Annotated in this window: 15 protein-coding genes and 1 pseudogene; 9 read left to right on the top strand and 7 right to left on the bottom strand. The window is 30.4% G+C overall.

The window, feature by feature from the left end; all coding sequences use genetic code 11:
- The first annotated feature begins 356 nt into the window (after positions 1–356).
- Together HMPREF2576_RS01545 and HMPREF2576_RS01540 are read left to right on the top strand one after the other, a co-directional pair.
- Entirely contained in the window at positions 357–2,420 is a 2,064-nt protein-coding gene (locus HMPREF2576_RS01545; RefSeq protein WP_002501961.1) for a heavy metal translocating P-type ATPase, read from the top strand.
- Positions 2,421–2,437: 17 nt separating this feature from the next.
- On the top strand, positions 2,438–2,983 hold the full coding sequence (locus HMPREF2576_RS01540) for a YdhK family protein (protein ID WP_002501962.1): 546 nt from the start codon (positions 2,438–2,440) through the stop codon (positions 2,981–2,983).
- A gap of 473 nt (positions 2,984–3,456) precedes the next feature.
- Here the strand turns inward: HMPREF2576_RS01540 and cstB are convergent, their stop codons facing one another.
- Positions 3,457–4,785 (bottom strand): persulfide dioxygenase-sulfurtransferase CstB, encoded by a 1,329-nt coding sequence (gene cstB, locus HMPREF2576_RS01535; protein ID WP_002501963.1) that lies wholly within the window; start codon positions 4,783–4,785, stop codon positions 3,457–3,459.
- Between the two features lie 18 nt (positions 4,786–4,803).
- Positions 4,804–5,874 carry a DsrE/DsrF/DrsH-like family protein gene (locus HMPREF2576_RS01530; RefSeq protein ID WP_002501964.1) on the bottom strand — a complete coding sequence of 357 codons (1,071 nt, stop codon included), beginning with the start codon at positions 5,872–5,874 and terminating at the stop codon, positions 4,804–4,806.
- A 138-nt stretch (positions 5,875–6,012) separates the two neighbouring features.
- Here HMPREF2576_RS01530 and cstR point away from each other — a divergent pair, with 138 nt between their 5' ends.
- Together cstR and HMPREF2576_RS01520 are read left to right on the top strand one after the other, a co-directional pair.
- Positions 6,013–6,273: a persulfide-sensing transcriptional repressor CstR gene (gene cstR / locus HMPREF2576_RS01525; protein ID WP_000456194.1), complete on the top strand. Its 261-nt coding sequence runs from the start codon at positions 6,013–6,015 to the stop codon at positions 6,271–6,273.
- A 14-nt stretch (positions 6,274–6,287) separates the two neighbouring features.
- Complete coding sequence (locus HMPREF2576_RS01520; RefSeq protein WP_002496052.1) at positions 6,288–7,028, top strand: sulfite exporter TauE/SafE family protein; 741 nt, start codon at positions 6,288–6,290, stop codon at positions 7,026–7,028.
- 60 nt (positions 7,029–7,088) lie between these two features.
- On the opposite strand, the gene arsC is transcribed toward HMPREF2576_RS01520, so the two are convergent.
- The 5 genes from arsC to arsD all read right to left on the bottom strand — a co-directional run bounded on the left by arsC (position 7,089) and on the right by arsD (position 11,317).
- On the bottom strand, positions 7,089–7,484 hold the full coding sequence (gene arsC / locus HMPREF2576_RS01515; protein WP_002501966.1) for an arsenate reductase (thioredoxin): 396 nt from the start codon (positions 7,482–7,484) through the stop codon (positions 7,089–7,091).
- Positions 7,485–7,502: 18 nt separating this feature from the next.
- Entirely contained in the window at positions 7,503–8,792 is a 1,290-nt protein-coding gene (gene arsB / locus HMPREF2576_RS01510) for an arsenite efflux transporter membrane subunit ArsB (RefSeq protein ID WP_002469220.1), read from the bottom strand.
- Between the two features lie 2 nt (positions 8,793–8,794).
- Positions 8,795–9,109, bottom strand: a complete 315-nt coding sequence (locus HMPREF2576_RS01505) for an ArsR/SmtB family transcription factor (RefSeq protein WP_002467638.1) — start codon at positions 9,107–9,109, stop codon at positions 8,795–8,797.
- Between the two features lie 149 nt (positions 9,110–9,258).
- Positions 9,259–10,983 (bottom strand): arsenical pump-driving ATPase, encoded by a 1,725-nt coding sequence (gene arsA, locus HMPREF2576_RS01500; RefSeq protein WP_002501967.1) that lies wholly within the window; start codon positions 10,981–10,983, stop codon positions 9,259–9,261.
- A complete protein-coding gene (gene arsD / locus HMPREF2576_RS01495; RefSeq protein ID WP_002489393.1) occupies positions 10,970–11,317 on the bottom strand; it encodes an arsenite efflux transporter metallochaperone ArsD in 348 nt (115 codons plus the stop codon). Before arsD ends, arsA begins: the two co-directional genes overlap by 14 nt.
- Positions 11,318–11,835: 518 nt before the next feature.
- Between arsD and HMPREF2576_RS01490 the strand changes: the two genes are divergently transcribed.
- The 5 genes and pseudogenes from HMPREF2576_RS01490 to HMPREF2576_RS12395 form a co-directional block, all read left to right on the top strand.
- Entirely contained in the window at positions 11,836–12,156 is a 321-nt protein-coding gene (locus tag HMPREF2576_RS01490) for an ArsR/SmtB family transcription factor (protein WP_002489400.1), read from the top strand.
- 87 nt (positions 12,157–12,243) lie between these two features.
- Positions 12,244–13,128, top strand: coding sequence for a permease (locus HMPREF2576_RS01485; protein ID WP_002489405.1), 885 nt, complete (start codon positions 12,244–12,246; stop codon positions 13,126–13,128).
- 13 nt (positions 13,129–13,141) lie between these two features.
- Positions 13,142–13,270, top strand: coding sequence for a hypothetical protein (locus tag HMPREF2576_RS12400; RefSeq protein ID WP_002456794.1), 129 nt, complete (start codon positions 13,142–13,144; stop codon positions 13,268–13,270).
- Positions 13,271–13,623: 353 nt separating this feature from the next.
- Complete coding sequence (locus HMPREF2576_RS01475) at positions 13,624–14,403, top strand: tandem-type lipoprotein (protein ID WP_070705774.1); 780 nt, start codon at positions 13,624–13,626, stop codon at positions 14,401–14,403.
- 343 nt (positions 14,404–14,746) lie between these two features.
- Positions 14,747–14,856, top strand: a pseudogene (locus tag HMPREF2576_RS12395) (Csa1 family protein); the annotation flags it as partial.

The following is a 14,856-nucleotide window of genomic DNA, read 5'->3' as shown; positions in this document are numbered from 1 at the left end:
GAGTTTTTTATAAATTCATTTACTGGCTTCTTTAAATAATGATCTAAACAATTTGCTTTTCTAGACCTACTTTGAAATGTGTTATTTTCTTTAAGAATATTAATTAATATATGACTTGTGTTGCTAATGCTAACCTTGGTCAGAGTGTATTGTCATGCGATAGTTCAGATGAGATCGTTTAATTAAAGCCTTGCTTTAAACATCGATGACAAGGTCTAATGTAGGACGTGTAGATATAAGGTTCGTAATTATATAAATCCATAAGAGGAGATAAATCGAAAACGTTTATACCCCTATGGGGTATATGTTATAGTATAAGTAGCTTTACTATAACATTTTCATTAGGAGGGGTTAATTTGAATAATAATGGTGAAGAGCATAATCATCAAAATCACATGAATCATTCCAATCAAATGCATCATGATAACCATGAATCACATAATCATCATAGTGGCCATGCACATCATCATGGAAATTTTAAAGTTAAGTTTTTTGTTTCATTAATTTTTGCAATACCTATCATTCTTTTATCGCCAATGATGGGCGTTAACTTACCTTTTCAATTCACATTTCCAGGTTCTGAATGGGTAGTGTTAATGTTAAGTACAATTTTATTCTTTTATGGTGGTAAACCGTTCTTGTCTGGTGGTAAAGATGAAATTGCTGCAAAAAAACCAGGCATGATGACCTTAGTTGCCCTAGGTATTTCAGTAGCTTATATTTATAGCTTGTATGCTTTTTATATGAATAACTTTAGTAGTGCAACTGGTCATACAATGGACTTTTTTTGGGAATTAGCAACCTTAATTTTAATTATGCTATTAGGACATTGGATAGAAATGAATGCTGTCGGAAATGCTGGAGATGCTTTAAAGAAAATGGCAGAACTGTTACCTAATAGTGCTATTAAAGTTATGGATAATGGCCAACGCGAAGAAGTTAAAATATCAGACATCATGACTGATGATATCGTCGAAGTAAAAGCCGGAGAAAGCATTCCAACAGATGGTATTATCGTTCAAGGACAAACATCTATAGATGAATCCCTAGTCACTGGAGAATCTAAAAAAGTACAAAAAAATCAAAATGACAACGTCATCGGGGGTTCTATTAATGGGTCTGGAACAATACAAGTCAAGGTTACAGCTGTGGGAGAAGATGGATATCTTTCTCAAGTTATGGGACTTGTTAATCAAGCACAAAATGATAAATCTAGTGCTGAATTGTTATCTGATAAAGTAGCGGGTTATTTATTCTACTTTGCTGTAATTGTTGGCGTGATTTCGTTTATTGTCTGGATGCTCATTCAAAATGATGTTGATTTTGCATTAGAACGTCTTGTAACTGTGTTAGTCATTGCTTGTCCACATGCTTTAGGCTTGGCAATACCTTTAGTCACTGCACGTTCTACTTCAATTGGTGCACATAATGGTTTAATTATTAAAAATAGAGAGTCTGTAGAAATAGCTCAACATATCGATTATGTAATGATGGATAAAACTGGTACTTTAACTGAGGGTAACTTTTCTGTGAATCATTATGAGAGCTTTAAAAATGATTTGAGTAATGATACAATATTAAGCCTTTTCGCCTCATTAGAAAGTCAATCTAATCACCCATTAGCTATAAGTATTGTTGATTTTGCGAAAAGTAAAAATGTTTCATTTACTAATCCACAAGACGTTAATAATATTCCAGGTGTCGGATTAGAAGGTCTAATTGATAATAAAACATATAAAATAACAAATGTCTCTTATCTTGATCAGCACGGATTTGAATATGACAATGACTTATTTATAAAATTAGCTCAACAAGGTAATTCAATCAGCTATTTAATTGAGGATCAACAAGTCATTGGCATGATTGCTCAAGGAGATCAAATTAAAGAAAGCTCAAAACAAATGGTAGCTGATTTACTATCAAGAAATATTACACCAGTCATGCTTACAGGTGACAATAATGAAGTGGCACACGCTGTCGCAAAAGAATTAGGTATTAGTGATGTCCATGCACAACTCATGCCAGAAGATAAGGAAAGCATTATAAAAGATTATCAAAGTAACGGTAATAAAGTCATGATGGTCGGAGACGGTATCAACGATGCGCCGAGCCTTATAAGAGCCGATATTGGTATAGCAATTGGTGCAGGAACGGATGTAGCAGTTGAGTCAGCTGATATTATACTTGTTAAAAGTAATCCATCAGATATTATCCATTTCTTGACTCTCTCAAATAATACTATGAGAAAAATGGTGCAAAACTTATGGTGGGGTGCAGGTTATAATATTGTTGCTGTACCTCTAGCAGCCGGTGTTTTAGCATTTATTGGCTTGATTTTATCACCTGCAATAGGGGCTATTTTAATGTCATTAAGTACGATTATCGTTGCAATTAATGCTTTTACATTAAAATTAAAATAAAAGGTAGGCGTTTTATTATGATTAAAAAATTATTTTTTATGATATTAGGGTCATTACTAATATTATCAGCTTGCTCCAATAATGATGAAAAAGATAAAGACACTAGTGACCAAAAAAGTGAGAGCCATATGAAACATAATGATGAAAGTAAAGTTCCTGAAGATATGAAATCGACTAATGAGGGTGAATTTAAAGCGGGAGATAAAGTAACGATTACAGCAGGACATATGCCAGGTATGAAAGGTGCAGAAGCTACTGTAAAAGGTGCGTATAAAACATATGCCTATGTTGTAAGTTATAAACCCACAAATGGAAATGAAAAAGTAAACAATCATAAATGGGTCGTAAATGAAGAGATCAAAGATGCACCTAAAGATGGATTTAGTAAGGGCGATACTGTTAAATTAGAAGCAAGTCATATGTCTGGTATGAAAGGTGCTACAGTCAATATAGATAACGTTAAAAAGACTACTGTTTACGTGGTTGATTACAAATCCAAAGATAATGGTAAAATCATTAAAAATCATAAATGGATGACAGGAAATGAACTGGAAGCACGCTAAAAATCTAGTTCTAAATTGAGAAGTAAATAGATATAAAAAATATTCTCCTTAATCAATAATTTAAAAAACTTATTATTGTTAAGGAGGATATTTTTAGTGTGTAAATTAAAAAGAATTTTAGAAGAATAACATTTATCAAAAAACTGTTCATTACCTTATTAATTGAAATTATATAATTAAAAACCGCATCATTAACCGATACGTAGAAGCGTATCGTAAGTAAGGCGGTTTTTTAGCCGCTTCTCAAAGGGGCGGACGTATCATAACATATGAGATTTATGAGTATGGCTGTTATGTTTTTTGATCACATCAATAAACAAAAAAGGTATGCACTAAGTAAAATATTTATTAAATGATATAAAGAGAGGATACGTAAATAATTTTTAAATAGATATTTATCCAATAATATAAAAAGGGACTATAAGCTATATCTAATTACTTATAGTCCTTCTTCATTAGTATAAATATAATTATTAAGAAAGGTGGATATCTTTGTAACCTTCTTTTACATTAATAATGTTGTGATAACCTTTGTGTTCTAAAATACCAATAGCTATAGAACTTCTAATGCCAGACTGACAGTGTACATAAATAACATCGTTTTTATTGAAAGGTAAATCTGTTTCTAAAAGTTTGCCATGTGGTACATGAACCGCTTGAGATAAGTGGCCATTATTCCATTCATTATCATTTCGTACATCTAATATATGTGGTTCGTTACCTTTAATGTCTTCACTATGAATGGAACGTGTTTGAATCTTAGATTGAGGTAATTGATATCCAGCAACATCATCGTAACCAATGAGTTGTAAGGCGTGTGTTGCTTTTGAAACAAGGTGATAGTCTCCAATCAAGTTAATTTCTTGATCATAGTTTAGATACCAGCCAATTTGATTGATGAAATTTTTATCATATGGAATATTGATTGTACCTTCAATATGTCCACCATGATAAGCCTCATTACTGCGGAGATCAAAAGTTAATCTGTTTGTACTTGTAGCTGGATAAACCGTATAAGGTTGATATAAATTCATACCGAATTGATTAATTTTTTTCATTTGTGCAAAATGATGTGGTGGTGCAGGTTGGTCAGAAATTAGTTTATCGATAAAGGTAGCTTCATTATTTTCAGAAAAAGCCCAGTTCGTTTGTTTTTCATAGCCAAGCGTAGATGTTGGAATAGCACCTAAAGATTTACCACAAGGACTACCAGCGCCATGGCCAGGCCAAATTTGAATGTAGTCTGGCAAGTCTTTAATACTTTCAATAGATTTAAACATTTGTTTAGCGCCTATTTCAGATGATCCTTCTACTTTAACAGCTTTTTCTAGTAAATCAGGTCTACCGATATCTCCTACAAAAATAAAATCACCACTGAATAGTCCCATTGGAACTTGTGCTCCAGCACCTTCGTCAGTAAGTAAAAAACTTATACTTTCTGGCGTGTGACCAGGTGTATGAAGCACTTTTAATTTTATATTTCCTACATAAATATCATCATTATGTTGAACAAAATGAGTGTGGTTAGGCATATTTTTATAACCTAACATGTCATCACTTTCGCCCGATACATAAATACTAGCATTTAACTTTATAGCAACATCTCTAATTCCTGAAGCAAAATCTGCATGTATATGTGTTTCAGCTGCATGAGTAATGGTTAAACCTTCTTCATCAGCAACTCGAATATATGAAGATAAGTCACGAATAGGATCAATAATCATGGCTTCTCCAGTTTTTTGACAACCGATTAAATAAGATGCTTGAGATAAGTGTTTATCATAAAATTGTTTAAAAAACATAATATCATTCCTTTTTAATTATATAAATAAATTGTGATTAGCTTGTTCTGTATATCCAATATATGCACCTACGCCACCGTATTCTACATCATCGCGTAGTTCTTCTTTTGTAATGCCCATAACATCCATGCTCATTGTACAAGCAATAAGTTTAACACCTTGTTCAACTGCTTGATTGATAAGAGAAGGTAAATCATCGACATTTTTCTTTTTCATGACATAACGCATCATTAAATTTCCTACACCAAACATATTCATTTTTGAAATAGGCATTTTAATTGGTGAATTTGGAAGCATGAAGTCAAAAAGTTTTGCGATACCTTTTTTCTTAATGCGTTGACTTTGAGTTTTTTTAAGTGCATTCAAGCCCCAAAATGTGCAAAAAATGGTTACATCTCTACCTGCGGCTTTAGCACCATTAGCAATAATCATTGCTGCAACTGCTTTATCTAGCTCGCCGCTAAATAAAACAATCGTTGTTCCATTTTTTGTGTGCGTCACTTCTATATTTTTATTTTCTTCTTTTTGAATAATAGCGCGAATTTCATTACCAGAATCATTGAGTCTAACAAGTGTGTGTCCAGTTTGTTTGACCCAACTTTTAATATCATTTAAAAAACCGTGATCAGTCACAACAACTTCTATTTGATCACCAATAGCGATGTTTTTGATTTCTTTACTAATATTAACAATAGGTCCTGGACACTGTAGATTACTATAATTAAACGTCTTACGGTTGTCTTTGATTTGAATTTCTTTATCTTTTTCTAATTTAAATGATTCATTATTATCTTGTTGTTCGTATGCGGTATAGCCTCCATCTAAATTCACCACATTGTATCCGCGTTGTGTAAGAAATTGACTTGCTTTTCTACTTCTATTACCACTTTTGCAATAAACATAGTAAGTTTTATTTTTACTTTGTTTAAAAGTCTCTATATTTTCAACTGAATGTAATAAAGCATTTTTAATGTGTCCTAATTCATATTCTTCAGGCTGTCGAACGTCAATTAATTGACCCTTAGAACCCAATTCTTGTAATTCTTTTTTAGTGAAATCATTAATGTGTTTTGTTTTATATTGTGACATAATTGCCTCCTTTTAAATACCTATGGGGGTATGTTATAACGGATTAGACAGTTTGTCAAATACCCCATTAGGTATTTGACAAACTAAAATTTAATCAATATGATGTAATTATTAAAAATTAATATGGAGTGAAATATATTGGAATATAATAAAAAGATGATTAATCGTATTCATCGCATACAAGGACAACTTAATGGTGTCATTAAAATGATGGAGGAAGAAAAAAATTGTAAAGATGTCATTAGTCAATTAAGTGCATCTAAAAGTTCTATTCAACGTTTAATGGGTATTATCATTAGCGAGAACTTAGTAGAATGCGTCAAAATGTCTGAAGAAAATAGTGAAGATTCTCAGGCATTAATTAATGAAGCAGTTGAATTATTAATAAAAAGTAAATGATAATGGTGACTTCCATGATAATCATGTTACTCATTGGAATATTTGGAGGATTTATTTCAGGATTGGTTGGTATAGGGGGAGCAATTATCATTTATCCTATGCTTTTATTATTACCACCTTTGGTTGGTCTACCCACTTATAGTGCTTATATTGCTTCAGGATTAACCTCAAGTCAGGTGTTTTTCAGTACATTGAGTGGATCTTTTAAAGCATATAAAAACAAAGATTTTTCTAGAACGCTTGTACTTAATATGGGAAGTGGAATGATTATAGGTAGTATACTAGGTGCAATATTAGCGAATTTAATAAATGTACAGTTCGTTAATATGGTTTATATTATTATTGCATTATTAGCTCTTATTTTAATGTTTATTAAAGTCGCACCATCTACTAGTCATATTAAGTTTAATCGTCTACTTTTAATTACAATAGGTGGTATCATCGGTTTGGTATCTGGTATTGTAGGAGCTGGTGGAGCATTTATTATTATTCCAGTACTACTTGTTATATTTAAATTACCAATGAACACGGTGGTTACAAATAGTATTGTAATTGCGTTCATTTCTTCTGTTGGAGCATTTATTATTAAATTATTACAGGGTTATATTCCTGTTAATAGTGCAATACCGTTAATTTTAGGTAGTATACTATTTACGCCTCTAGGTATGAAAATAGGACAAAAAATACCTGATTATATTCAAAAAATGATTGTAAGTATTTTAATCGTCATTGCAATCATTAAGTTGATTTTTTAAGAATATTATATGATAGAAAATCTATTAAAAGCGTCTCAATGATATTGAGACGCTTAAAATTTATCTAGCCTTAAATGATTCAATGGCTGCTTTGATTTCATCTCTAACACGTTGGAATTCTGACCAAGGTTTGCCTGCAGGATCATCAAATCCCCAATGTTCTTTTTTTACACTCGGCGGCAATATAGGACAATTCTTGTCAGCATCACTACATAAAGTTACTACTAAATCAGATTGATGTAGTATATTTTGGTCAATTAAATTAGAAGTATGATTTAATATATCAATTCCAACTTCTTTCATCGCTTCGATTGCTTTCGGATTGACACCGTGTGCCTCAATACCGCCAGAATATACTTGCCATTCGTCACCTAAGATTTTTTTACCCCAACCTTCAGCCATTTGGCTACGGCATGAATTACCTGTACATATAAAGTAAATTGTTTTTTTATCCATAAATAGTTTCCTCTTTTTTTAGAAAATAATAAGTGTTAGATATAACCCTAACAGTGTGATAAATAATACCGGAATCGTTATAATAATACCGATTTTAAAGTATTGTCCCCAAGAAATTTTAACACCTTTTTGAGTAAGCACATGTAACCAGAGAAGTGTTGCTAACGAACCAATTGGTGTTATTTTAGGTCCTAAATCAGATCCGATAACATTCGCATAAATCATGCCTTCCTTGAGTATGCTTGTTGTTTGAGATTGACCAATCGCTATTGCATCTATTAAAACAGTTGGCATGTTGTTCATAATGGATGAAAGGAATGCAGCTATAAAGCCCATGCCCATGATACTACTAAATAAGCCGTAATTTGAAATATTTGTTAGTACATCACTAAGAAGCGTTGTGATGCCCACATTTTTTAGACCAAATACCACAAGATACATACCAATAGAGAATAAAACAATATTCCATGGCGCACCTTTAATTACTTGTTTCGTATGCACAGCCTTAGACTTACGTGCTAATAATACAAATATTAAAGCAATGATACCAGCAATAATTGATACTGGAATATTTATAAACTCGCTTATTAAATAACCAACTAGCAATACAGTGAGTACAATCCACGAGATATTAAAAAGCTTTTTGTCCTTAATCGCTTCTTTTGGCTCCCTAATATTTACTGCATCAAATTTTCTTGGGATAGACTTTCTAAAATAAAGCCATAAGACAAGAATACTTGCGATTAAAGAGAATATATTAGGTATAATCATTTTACTGAAGTACTCAACAAATCCAATATCAAAGTAATCAGCAGAAACAATATTAACTAAATTACTAACAATTAATGGAAGAGACGTAGTATCTGCAATAAAACCACTAGCAATAATAAATGGGAATACCGCTTTTTTATCAAATCCTAAACTACGTACCATTGCTAAAACAATAGGTGTCAGTATTAAAGCTGCACCATCGTTCGCAAAGAAAGCTGCTACAATAGCGCCTAACAACATAATGTAAACAAACATTTTCAAGCCATTACCCTTTGATGCTCTCACCATATGTATAGCAGACCATTCAAAGAACCCAATTTCATCTAATATGAGTGAAATGAGAATAACTGCAACAAAAGTTAAGGTCGCATTCCAAACAATTCCAGTAACTTCTAGTACATCTGAAAAGCTTACAACGCCAGTGATTATAGCAATTACAGCACCAATTAATGCAGTAATACCAATATCTAGACCTTTAGGTTGCCATATAACAAAAATTAACGTTAATATAAAAATTGTGATTGCTAATATTGTCATTGTTAACATTCACCTTTCTCTACAGTTTCACATATACATGGGACAGTACTGGAACTCAATAGAGTGAGTCGTGATGTAATGTCATCTAATACATCATGATTCAATTTATATAAATTTTTATTACCATCCTTTCTAGATGTAATTAAATTATTGTCTTTTAATACTTTCATATGATGACTTAATGTGGGTTGAGAAAAAGAAAAATGCTGTAATAAATCACAAGCGCATAATTCACCACAAGATAACAAATCTAATATTTCAAGACGGCTACTATCAGCCATCACTTTCAAGTATTGCGATATTTCACTATAATTCAATTTTTTTCTCCCTTTCTACTTAGAATCTTTTATATTGTTAATAATTTTTATTGTCATTTGATAAATTACATATTTGCTTAACTCCTAAATTATTAACTGGTTTAAAGTAGACTCTATTTATCATATAGTTCTCATTATAATCAATAATATCAATATTCTAATACTCGATAAGGTATGACAAAGTAATTATCAAGACTTTCATTTTTAATCTTGTTTATCCAAAATGATTCATCTTCTTTTTTGTTACTAAAAAGGTCATCACGTTGATTTAGCGTAACTAACGATTGATTAACAACCCACCAATTATGGCCTATATTAGCTCTATTTAAATCTTCTACTAAACGTTTAGATTCTAAATAAGGTGTTTTTTCTGCTAATGTTACAATTATCATCTGTGTTAAATTTTTATTTTGAATTTTGGGTAATAATGTTTCAACATTACTGGTAGTTTGAGTTGATTTTTTCTTTAATTCTCTATGATGATTTTCACTAGAATCAAGTAACAGCAAGGTATGGCCTGTAGGAGCTGTATCTACAATTACGTAATCCATGTCTTCTTGATTCTCCATAATGTCACTAAAGGCTTTGAAAAATGCTATTTCTTCTGTACAAGGTGATTTTAAATCTTCCATAATATAATCAATATCGTCTTGTGGTGTATCATCATTCACTGTTGCTAGTACTTCTTTTTTATATTTTTCTAATGCTTGTTCTTCATCAATATAAGCAGTATTTAAATTACTTGTGGTTTCAACATTAATTTCTTTAGTAGGGTCAGTAGTTGCTAAAAGAACACGATATCCTTTATTAGATAATACTGTAGCTAATTGCGTTGCTACTGTCGTTTTACCAACGCCACCTTTTCCCATTGTAAATAAATATTGAACTTTACTATTTTCAATTTCATCTATTAATTTATTGAATTGCGGATGATCTTCAACAATAAAGTCATCATTTTCAATTAAGTTATCATCATTTAATAGATTAGTTAAACTTTCTATACCTTCTTCTTTCTGCTTTTTATATGGAACGTAATAAGCATGATTGTTATTTAACCATTCAGTAAAATGATTAATGTTTTTATCTTGTTCTGATTTCATCTGACTCGAAATTAAACCGTGACTTTCTTCTATATAGTTGTTAATGATTACTTTGAATTTAGAAATTGACAGTTGTTGTAATTCTTGTTGCGCTCTTTGAATTTCATATATAGAAGAGTGACTAGGTCTCGCAACTAACATCATGGTCGTATCATCTTGGTTACGTAGTTTTTCAAGTGCTGAATTATATTTAACTCTATTTTCATTTAAACCTGATAATTGACCTAAGCAAGAAGCGTCATTACTCGTTGTATTTAAATAATCTGTCCATGCAGAAGGTAATTCAAGCATTCTCAAGGTGTGACCTGTTGGAGCTGTATCAAATATAATGAAATCAAATTCTTGTTCTAAAGTTTTATCGGATAAAAAATTTGTAAATTCATTAAATGCTGCTACTTCAACTGTACATGAACCACTTAACTGTTCTTTCATCTCAGCAAGCACATCTTCTGGTAGAATACCCTCATAAGGTTCTATAGATTGTGCTTTATAATCGTCTGCAGCAGCAATCGGGTCAAAATTGGCTATAGAGAGATTAGGTATAGGTTGATATTTAGTTAATTTATTAGATAATTCCATTTGAAATACATCTTGTAAATTACTAGCTGGATCAGTACTTACTAAAGCTACTTTCTTTCCATTCTCTGTTAAGTTTAAAGCAATAAAACTTGATATCGTTGTTTTGCCTACGCCACCTTTACCAGTAAAAAACAAATATTTTGTTAACTCAACGTTATCTAAATTCAATTTATTTAAGTACTTAACAGCATCCATCTCCACCACAGCATCCTCCATTTCTCATTTGATTAACTGTAATAATTTCATCGGCTTCTTCTTGGGTAATATAAGCGCCCGTTTTAGCTATATTGCCTTCTATAAAAGTGATTGGTAAAACTTCATCACCTTTTTCTTGAATTAAACGAATAACTTCTTTATTTTGAATAAATTCATTCGGATTATTGTTCATATTATAACGTTGAACTTCTATTTGATTTTGTTTTAAATATTCATTGATTTGGTTCGTCTTTATTAGTGTTTCATCCGGTTTAGGACCACATACCCCAGTAGAACAGCACATAGCTTCTTCGTATATTTCAATATTTAACATTATACTCACCTCATTAATTAATTTGCGATTATAGACTAACATCTATATAGATTAATGTCTATGTTTTTGGTTGAGTTTAAAAATTTTGATAAATTTAATTCTTAATAATACAATTTATGAAGAAATTATTTTAATATCTGTGAGAAATACCTAAGTTTATGTAAAATTATAGGTTTTTTTCTTGCGATAATATATATTGATTTATATTTGATATATCAAGAAAAATTGATGTATTAAATGATATAAAACTACATTGACAATAAGAAAGTGTGATTGATTACGAGTAAATCATGCAAGTACTTTAACTTTTGGTTACTTTGTTAGTTATTTAAATCTTGTTATCCTATCAAGAGAAATCAATTTAAAAGAAGCTACAATATTATATGTAGAAGGAGTTCTTTAAAGGTAATATTACTCAGTATGGCGAATCAACAAAAAATGACTATAAACAAGCAATTCAAGAATTGAAATAAAGATAATATAAACTCAATGAAATATTATAAAAAGGATGGTCTTTTATGGAAGTTATTAAAACAAAGACTGATATGAGTGAAGATCAACAGTTTGCCTTTTATGAAAAGATGTTTAATGCACTTGCCGATAAAATCAGATTAAAAATACTAAATCAAATTAGCCAAAGCTCTAATAAATCATTATGTGTGTGTGATTTAGAAGAGTTATTAGATATAAAACAATCTAAACTTTCTTATCATTTAAAAAAATTAGTAGATGCAAATGTTCTTATTGCTGAAAAGCATGGCACATGGAATTATTATAAAATTAATGAGCAACAAATACAGGTTGTTTTAAATGAAGATACTTGTTGTAAGATACTTTAAGTATCTTTTTTAATGTAGTATTAATCAATTTTTTTTGATTAATACATCAAGAAATATTGATTAATTAAATTTGGAGGCATTATACTCATGTTAGATTCAATTATGGAATTTATAAAAACATTTGTGATGTTGTTTTTTGAATTATTAACACTATTCATCATCGTGAGCTTTATTGTAAGTTTAATTCAACAAGTAGTTTCGGAAGAAAAAATCAAAAGATTTTTGAGCAAGCCTAATCAAGCAATTAGTTATGTATTGGGGATGGTGTTTGGTGCTATGACACCATTTTGTTCTTGTTCAACTATTCCAATACTTGCAGGTCTATTAAATTCTAAAGTACCTTTTGGTCCAGCAATGAGTTTCTTAATATCTTCACCATTAATGAATCCATTAATGATATTTATGTTATGGGCCTTATTAGGTTGGAAAGTTGCAATAGTTTATTTTATTGTACTAGCAATCTTTAGTATCTTAACAGGTTTTGTATTTTCAAAAATGAATTTAGCTGAAACTTATAAAGGTGTAAATGTTAAAGGCGATGGATTTTTTGCTAATAAAACGGAATCTCGTTTTAAACAAGCATTAAATGATGCGTGGGCATTTTTATATCCAATGCTTCCTTATCTATTTATTGGTGTATTTATTGGAGCGTTCATATATGGATTTGTACCCGAAACATTTATTACTAAATATGCGAGTGGAGGTGGCATTATATCCGTATTTATTACTTCTATTATAGGTATTCCTATGTATATTAGACCTGAAACAATGTTACCTATAGCTGAAGCATTAGCTTCAAAAGGAATGTCGCTTGGGACAGTTGTTGCTTTGATCATTGGTGGTGCTGGTGCAAGTATTCCAGAAGTTGTATTATTATCGAAACTATTCAAGAAAAAATTTGTAATCTCATTCGTTATCGCCATTTTAGTTGTAGCTATTTCTACAGGTTTGATGGTGAACATCGTTATTTAAAGGAGGTGAGATAATGGGAATCAAAGACGTATTAAAAAAATTAAAACCTCAGGAACAATCTTGTTGTTCAGTAGAAATTGAAGAAAAAAAAGAGAAGAATGAAAAAGAACAGCTGGATAATAACAATTGTTGTAACAATTAATTTAGAATTTTGTAAAAATAATATACCTCTAATAAATAAAAGAGCGACAAATTCCAATGTAATAGTATGGAATTTGTCGCTCTTTCGTTTCAGTTAAGGAAAATGATTTTGCTTGTTTAATATTTCTTTAAGACTTATAACAAAAAGACGTTAATTGAAAACCACATCATTACCTAATAAGCAGAAGCGTATCGTAAGTGAGGCGGATTTTATTTATTAATTATGAAAGTAAAATAAAATTTGAATTACATCTTAAATGTATTATATATTCATTGTTTGGTAATATGTAGATGTTTAAGAATTTGATTTATATAATGTTTACCAATTTATGATAAATAGAAAGATGTGAAAATATGAAACATTCAAGCAAAATAATAGTATTTGTAAGTTTCTTAATTTTAACGATTTTTATTGGAGGGTGTGGTTTTATGAATAAAGACGATAGTAAAGAAACTGAAATCAAACAAAACTTTAATAAAACGTTAAGTATGTATCCAATTAAAAATCTAGAAAACTTTTATGATAAAGAGGGCTATCGAGATGAAGAGTTTGATAAAAAGGATAAAGGGACATGGATAGTTCATTCTGAAATGACCATTGAACCAAAAGGAAAGAGTATGGAAACTAGAGGAATGGTCTTGTATATCAACCGAAATACTAGAACAACAAAAGGATACTTTTTAATTAGTGAGATAACAGAGGACAAAAATGGCTTTGCGCATAATAAAGATAAAAAATATCCTGTCGTAATGAAACATAATAAAATTATTCCAACGAAGCCTATACCAGACGATAAGTTAAAAAAAGAAATTGAGAACTTTAAATTTTTTGTGCAATATGGCAATTTTAAAAACTTAAAAGATTATAAAGACGGAGAGATATCTTACAATCCTAATGTTCCTAGTTATTCTGCGAAATATCAACTGAATAATAATGACTATAACGTGAAACAATTAAGAAAAAGATATGATATTCCAACGAATCAAGCTCCTAAATTATTATTGAAAGGGACAGGAGATTTAAAAGGATCCTCTGTAGGTTATAACCATCTTGAATTTACTTTTGTAGAAAATAAAAAAGAAAATATTTATTTTACTGACAGTATAAACTTTAACCCAAGTAGGGGGGATTAAGTATGTATCAAACTGAATATAAAATAAAACCGGGCAATATAAAAAGTAACTTTGAAGAAACAAGTTCGGTATCTAAAATGGTTATGAAATAGAACATGCGAATCATAAAAGAGATAAAAGCTGAAGAAAAAACACTGCTAACATAAATAATGAGACATTGCCACGCTTTCAGTAAAAATTTAAAAAGTTTAACTAAAGACGATTGTGTAGTTAGTACAATCTTTGAATTGGATTCAATGAGTAATAATTTAATGAATAATCTGGACTAATTAATTTAGAAGCATATCAAAGTGAAGCATTTTGTAAAAGTATAAATAAAGTAAAATCAGAAAGATGTGAGCCAATGCGTTATCTAAAGAGAATAACTATATACATAAGTTTATTAATTTTGGTAAGTGGTTGTGGAAACAGTAAAGAAGCTGAAATCAAACAAAACTTTAATAAAACGTTAAG

This window comes from Staphylococcus sp. HMSC063F05, assembly GCF_001837075.1.
Classification (GTDB): domain Bacteria; phylum Bacillota; class Bacilli; order Staphylococcales; family Staphylococcaceae; genus Staphylococcus; species Staphylococcus epidermidis.
This window is presented reverse-complemented; position numbering and strand designations above follow the sequence as displayed.

What these genes read in the sequence shown, in the direction of transcription:
- HMPREF2576_RS01540 (WP_002501962.1), top strand. Translation starts at nt 2,438, where the DNA reads ATGATTAAAAAATTATTTTTTATGATATTAGGGTCATTACTAATATTA.
- cstB (WP_002501963.1), bottom strand. Translation starts at nt 4,785, where the DNA reads ATGTTTTTTAAACAATTTTATGATAAACACTTATCTCAAGCATCTTAT.
- HMPREF2576_RS01530 (WP_002501964.1), bottom strand. Translation starts at nt 5,874, where the DNA reads ATGTCACAATATAAAACAAAACACATTAATGATTTCACTAAAAAAGAA.
- HMPREF2576_RS01520 (WP_002496052.1), top strand. Translation starts at nt 6,288, where the DNA reads ATGATAATCATGTTACTCATTGGAATATTTGGAGGATTTATTTCAGGA.
- arsC (WP_002501966.1), bottom strand. Translation starts at nt 7,484, where the DNA reads ATGGATAAAAAAACAATTTACTTTATATGTACAGGTAATTCATGCCGT.
- arsB (WP_002469220.1), bottom strand. Translation starts at nt 8,792, where the DNA reads ATGACAATATTAGCAATCACAATTTTTATATTAACGTTAATTTTTGTT.
- arsA (WP_002501967.1), bottom strand. Translation starts at nt 10,983, where the DNA reads ATGGATGCTGTTAAGTACTTAAATAAATTGAATTTAGATAACGTTGAG.
- arsD (WP_002489393.1), bottom strand. Translation starts at nt 11,317, where the DNA reads ATGTTAAATATTGAAATATACGAAGAAGCTATGTGCTGTTCTACTGGG.
- HMPREF2576_RS01490 (WP_002489400.1), top strand. Translation starts at nt 11,836, where the DNA reads ATGGAAGTTATTAAAACAAAGACTGATATGAGTGAAGATCAACAGTTT.
- HMPREF2576_RS01485 (WP_002489405.1), top strand. Translation starts at nt 12,244, where the DNA reads ATGTTAGATTCAATTATGGAATTTATAAAAACATTTGTGATGTTGTTT.
- HMPREF2576_RS12400 (WP_002456794.1), top strand. Translation starts at nt 13,142, where the DNA reads ATGGGAATCAAAGACGTATTAAAAAAATTAAAACCTCAGGAACAATCT.
- HMPREF2576_RS01475 (WP_070705774.1), top strand. Translation starts at nt 13,624, where the DNA reads ATGAAACATTCAAGCAAAATAATAGTATTTGTAAGTTTCTTAATTTTA.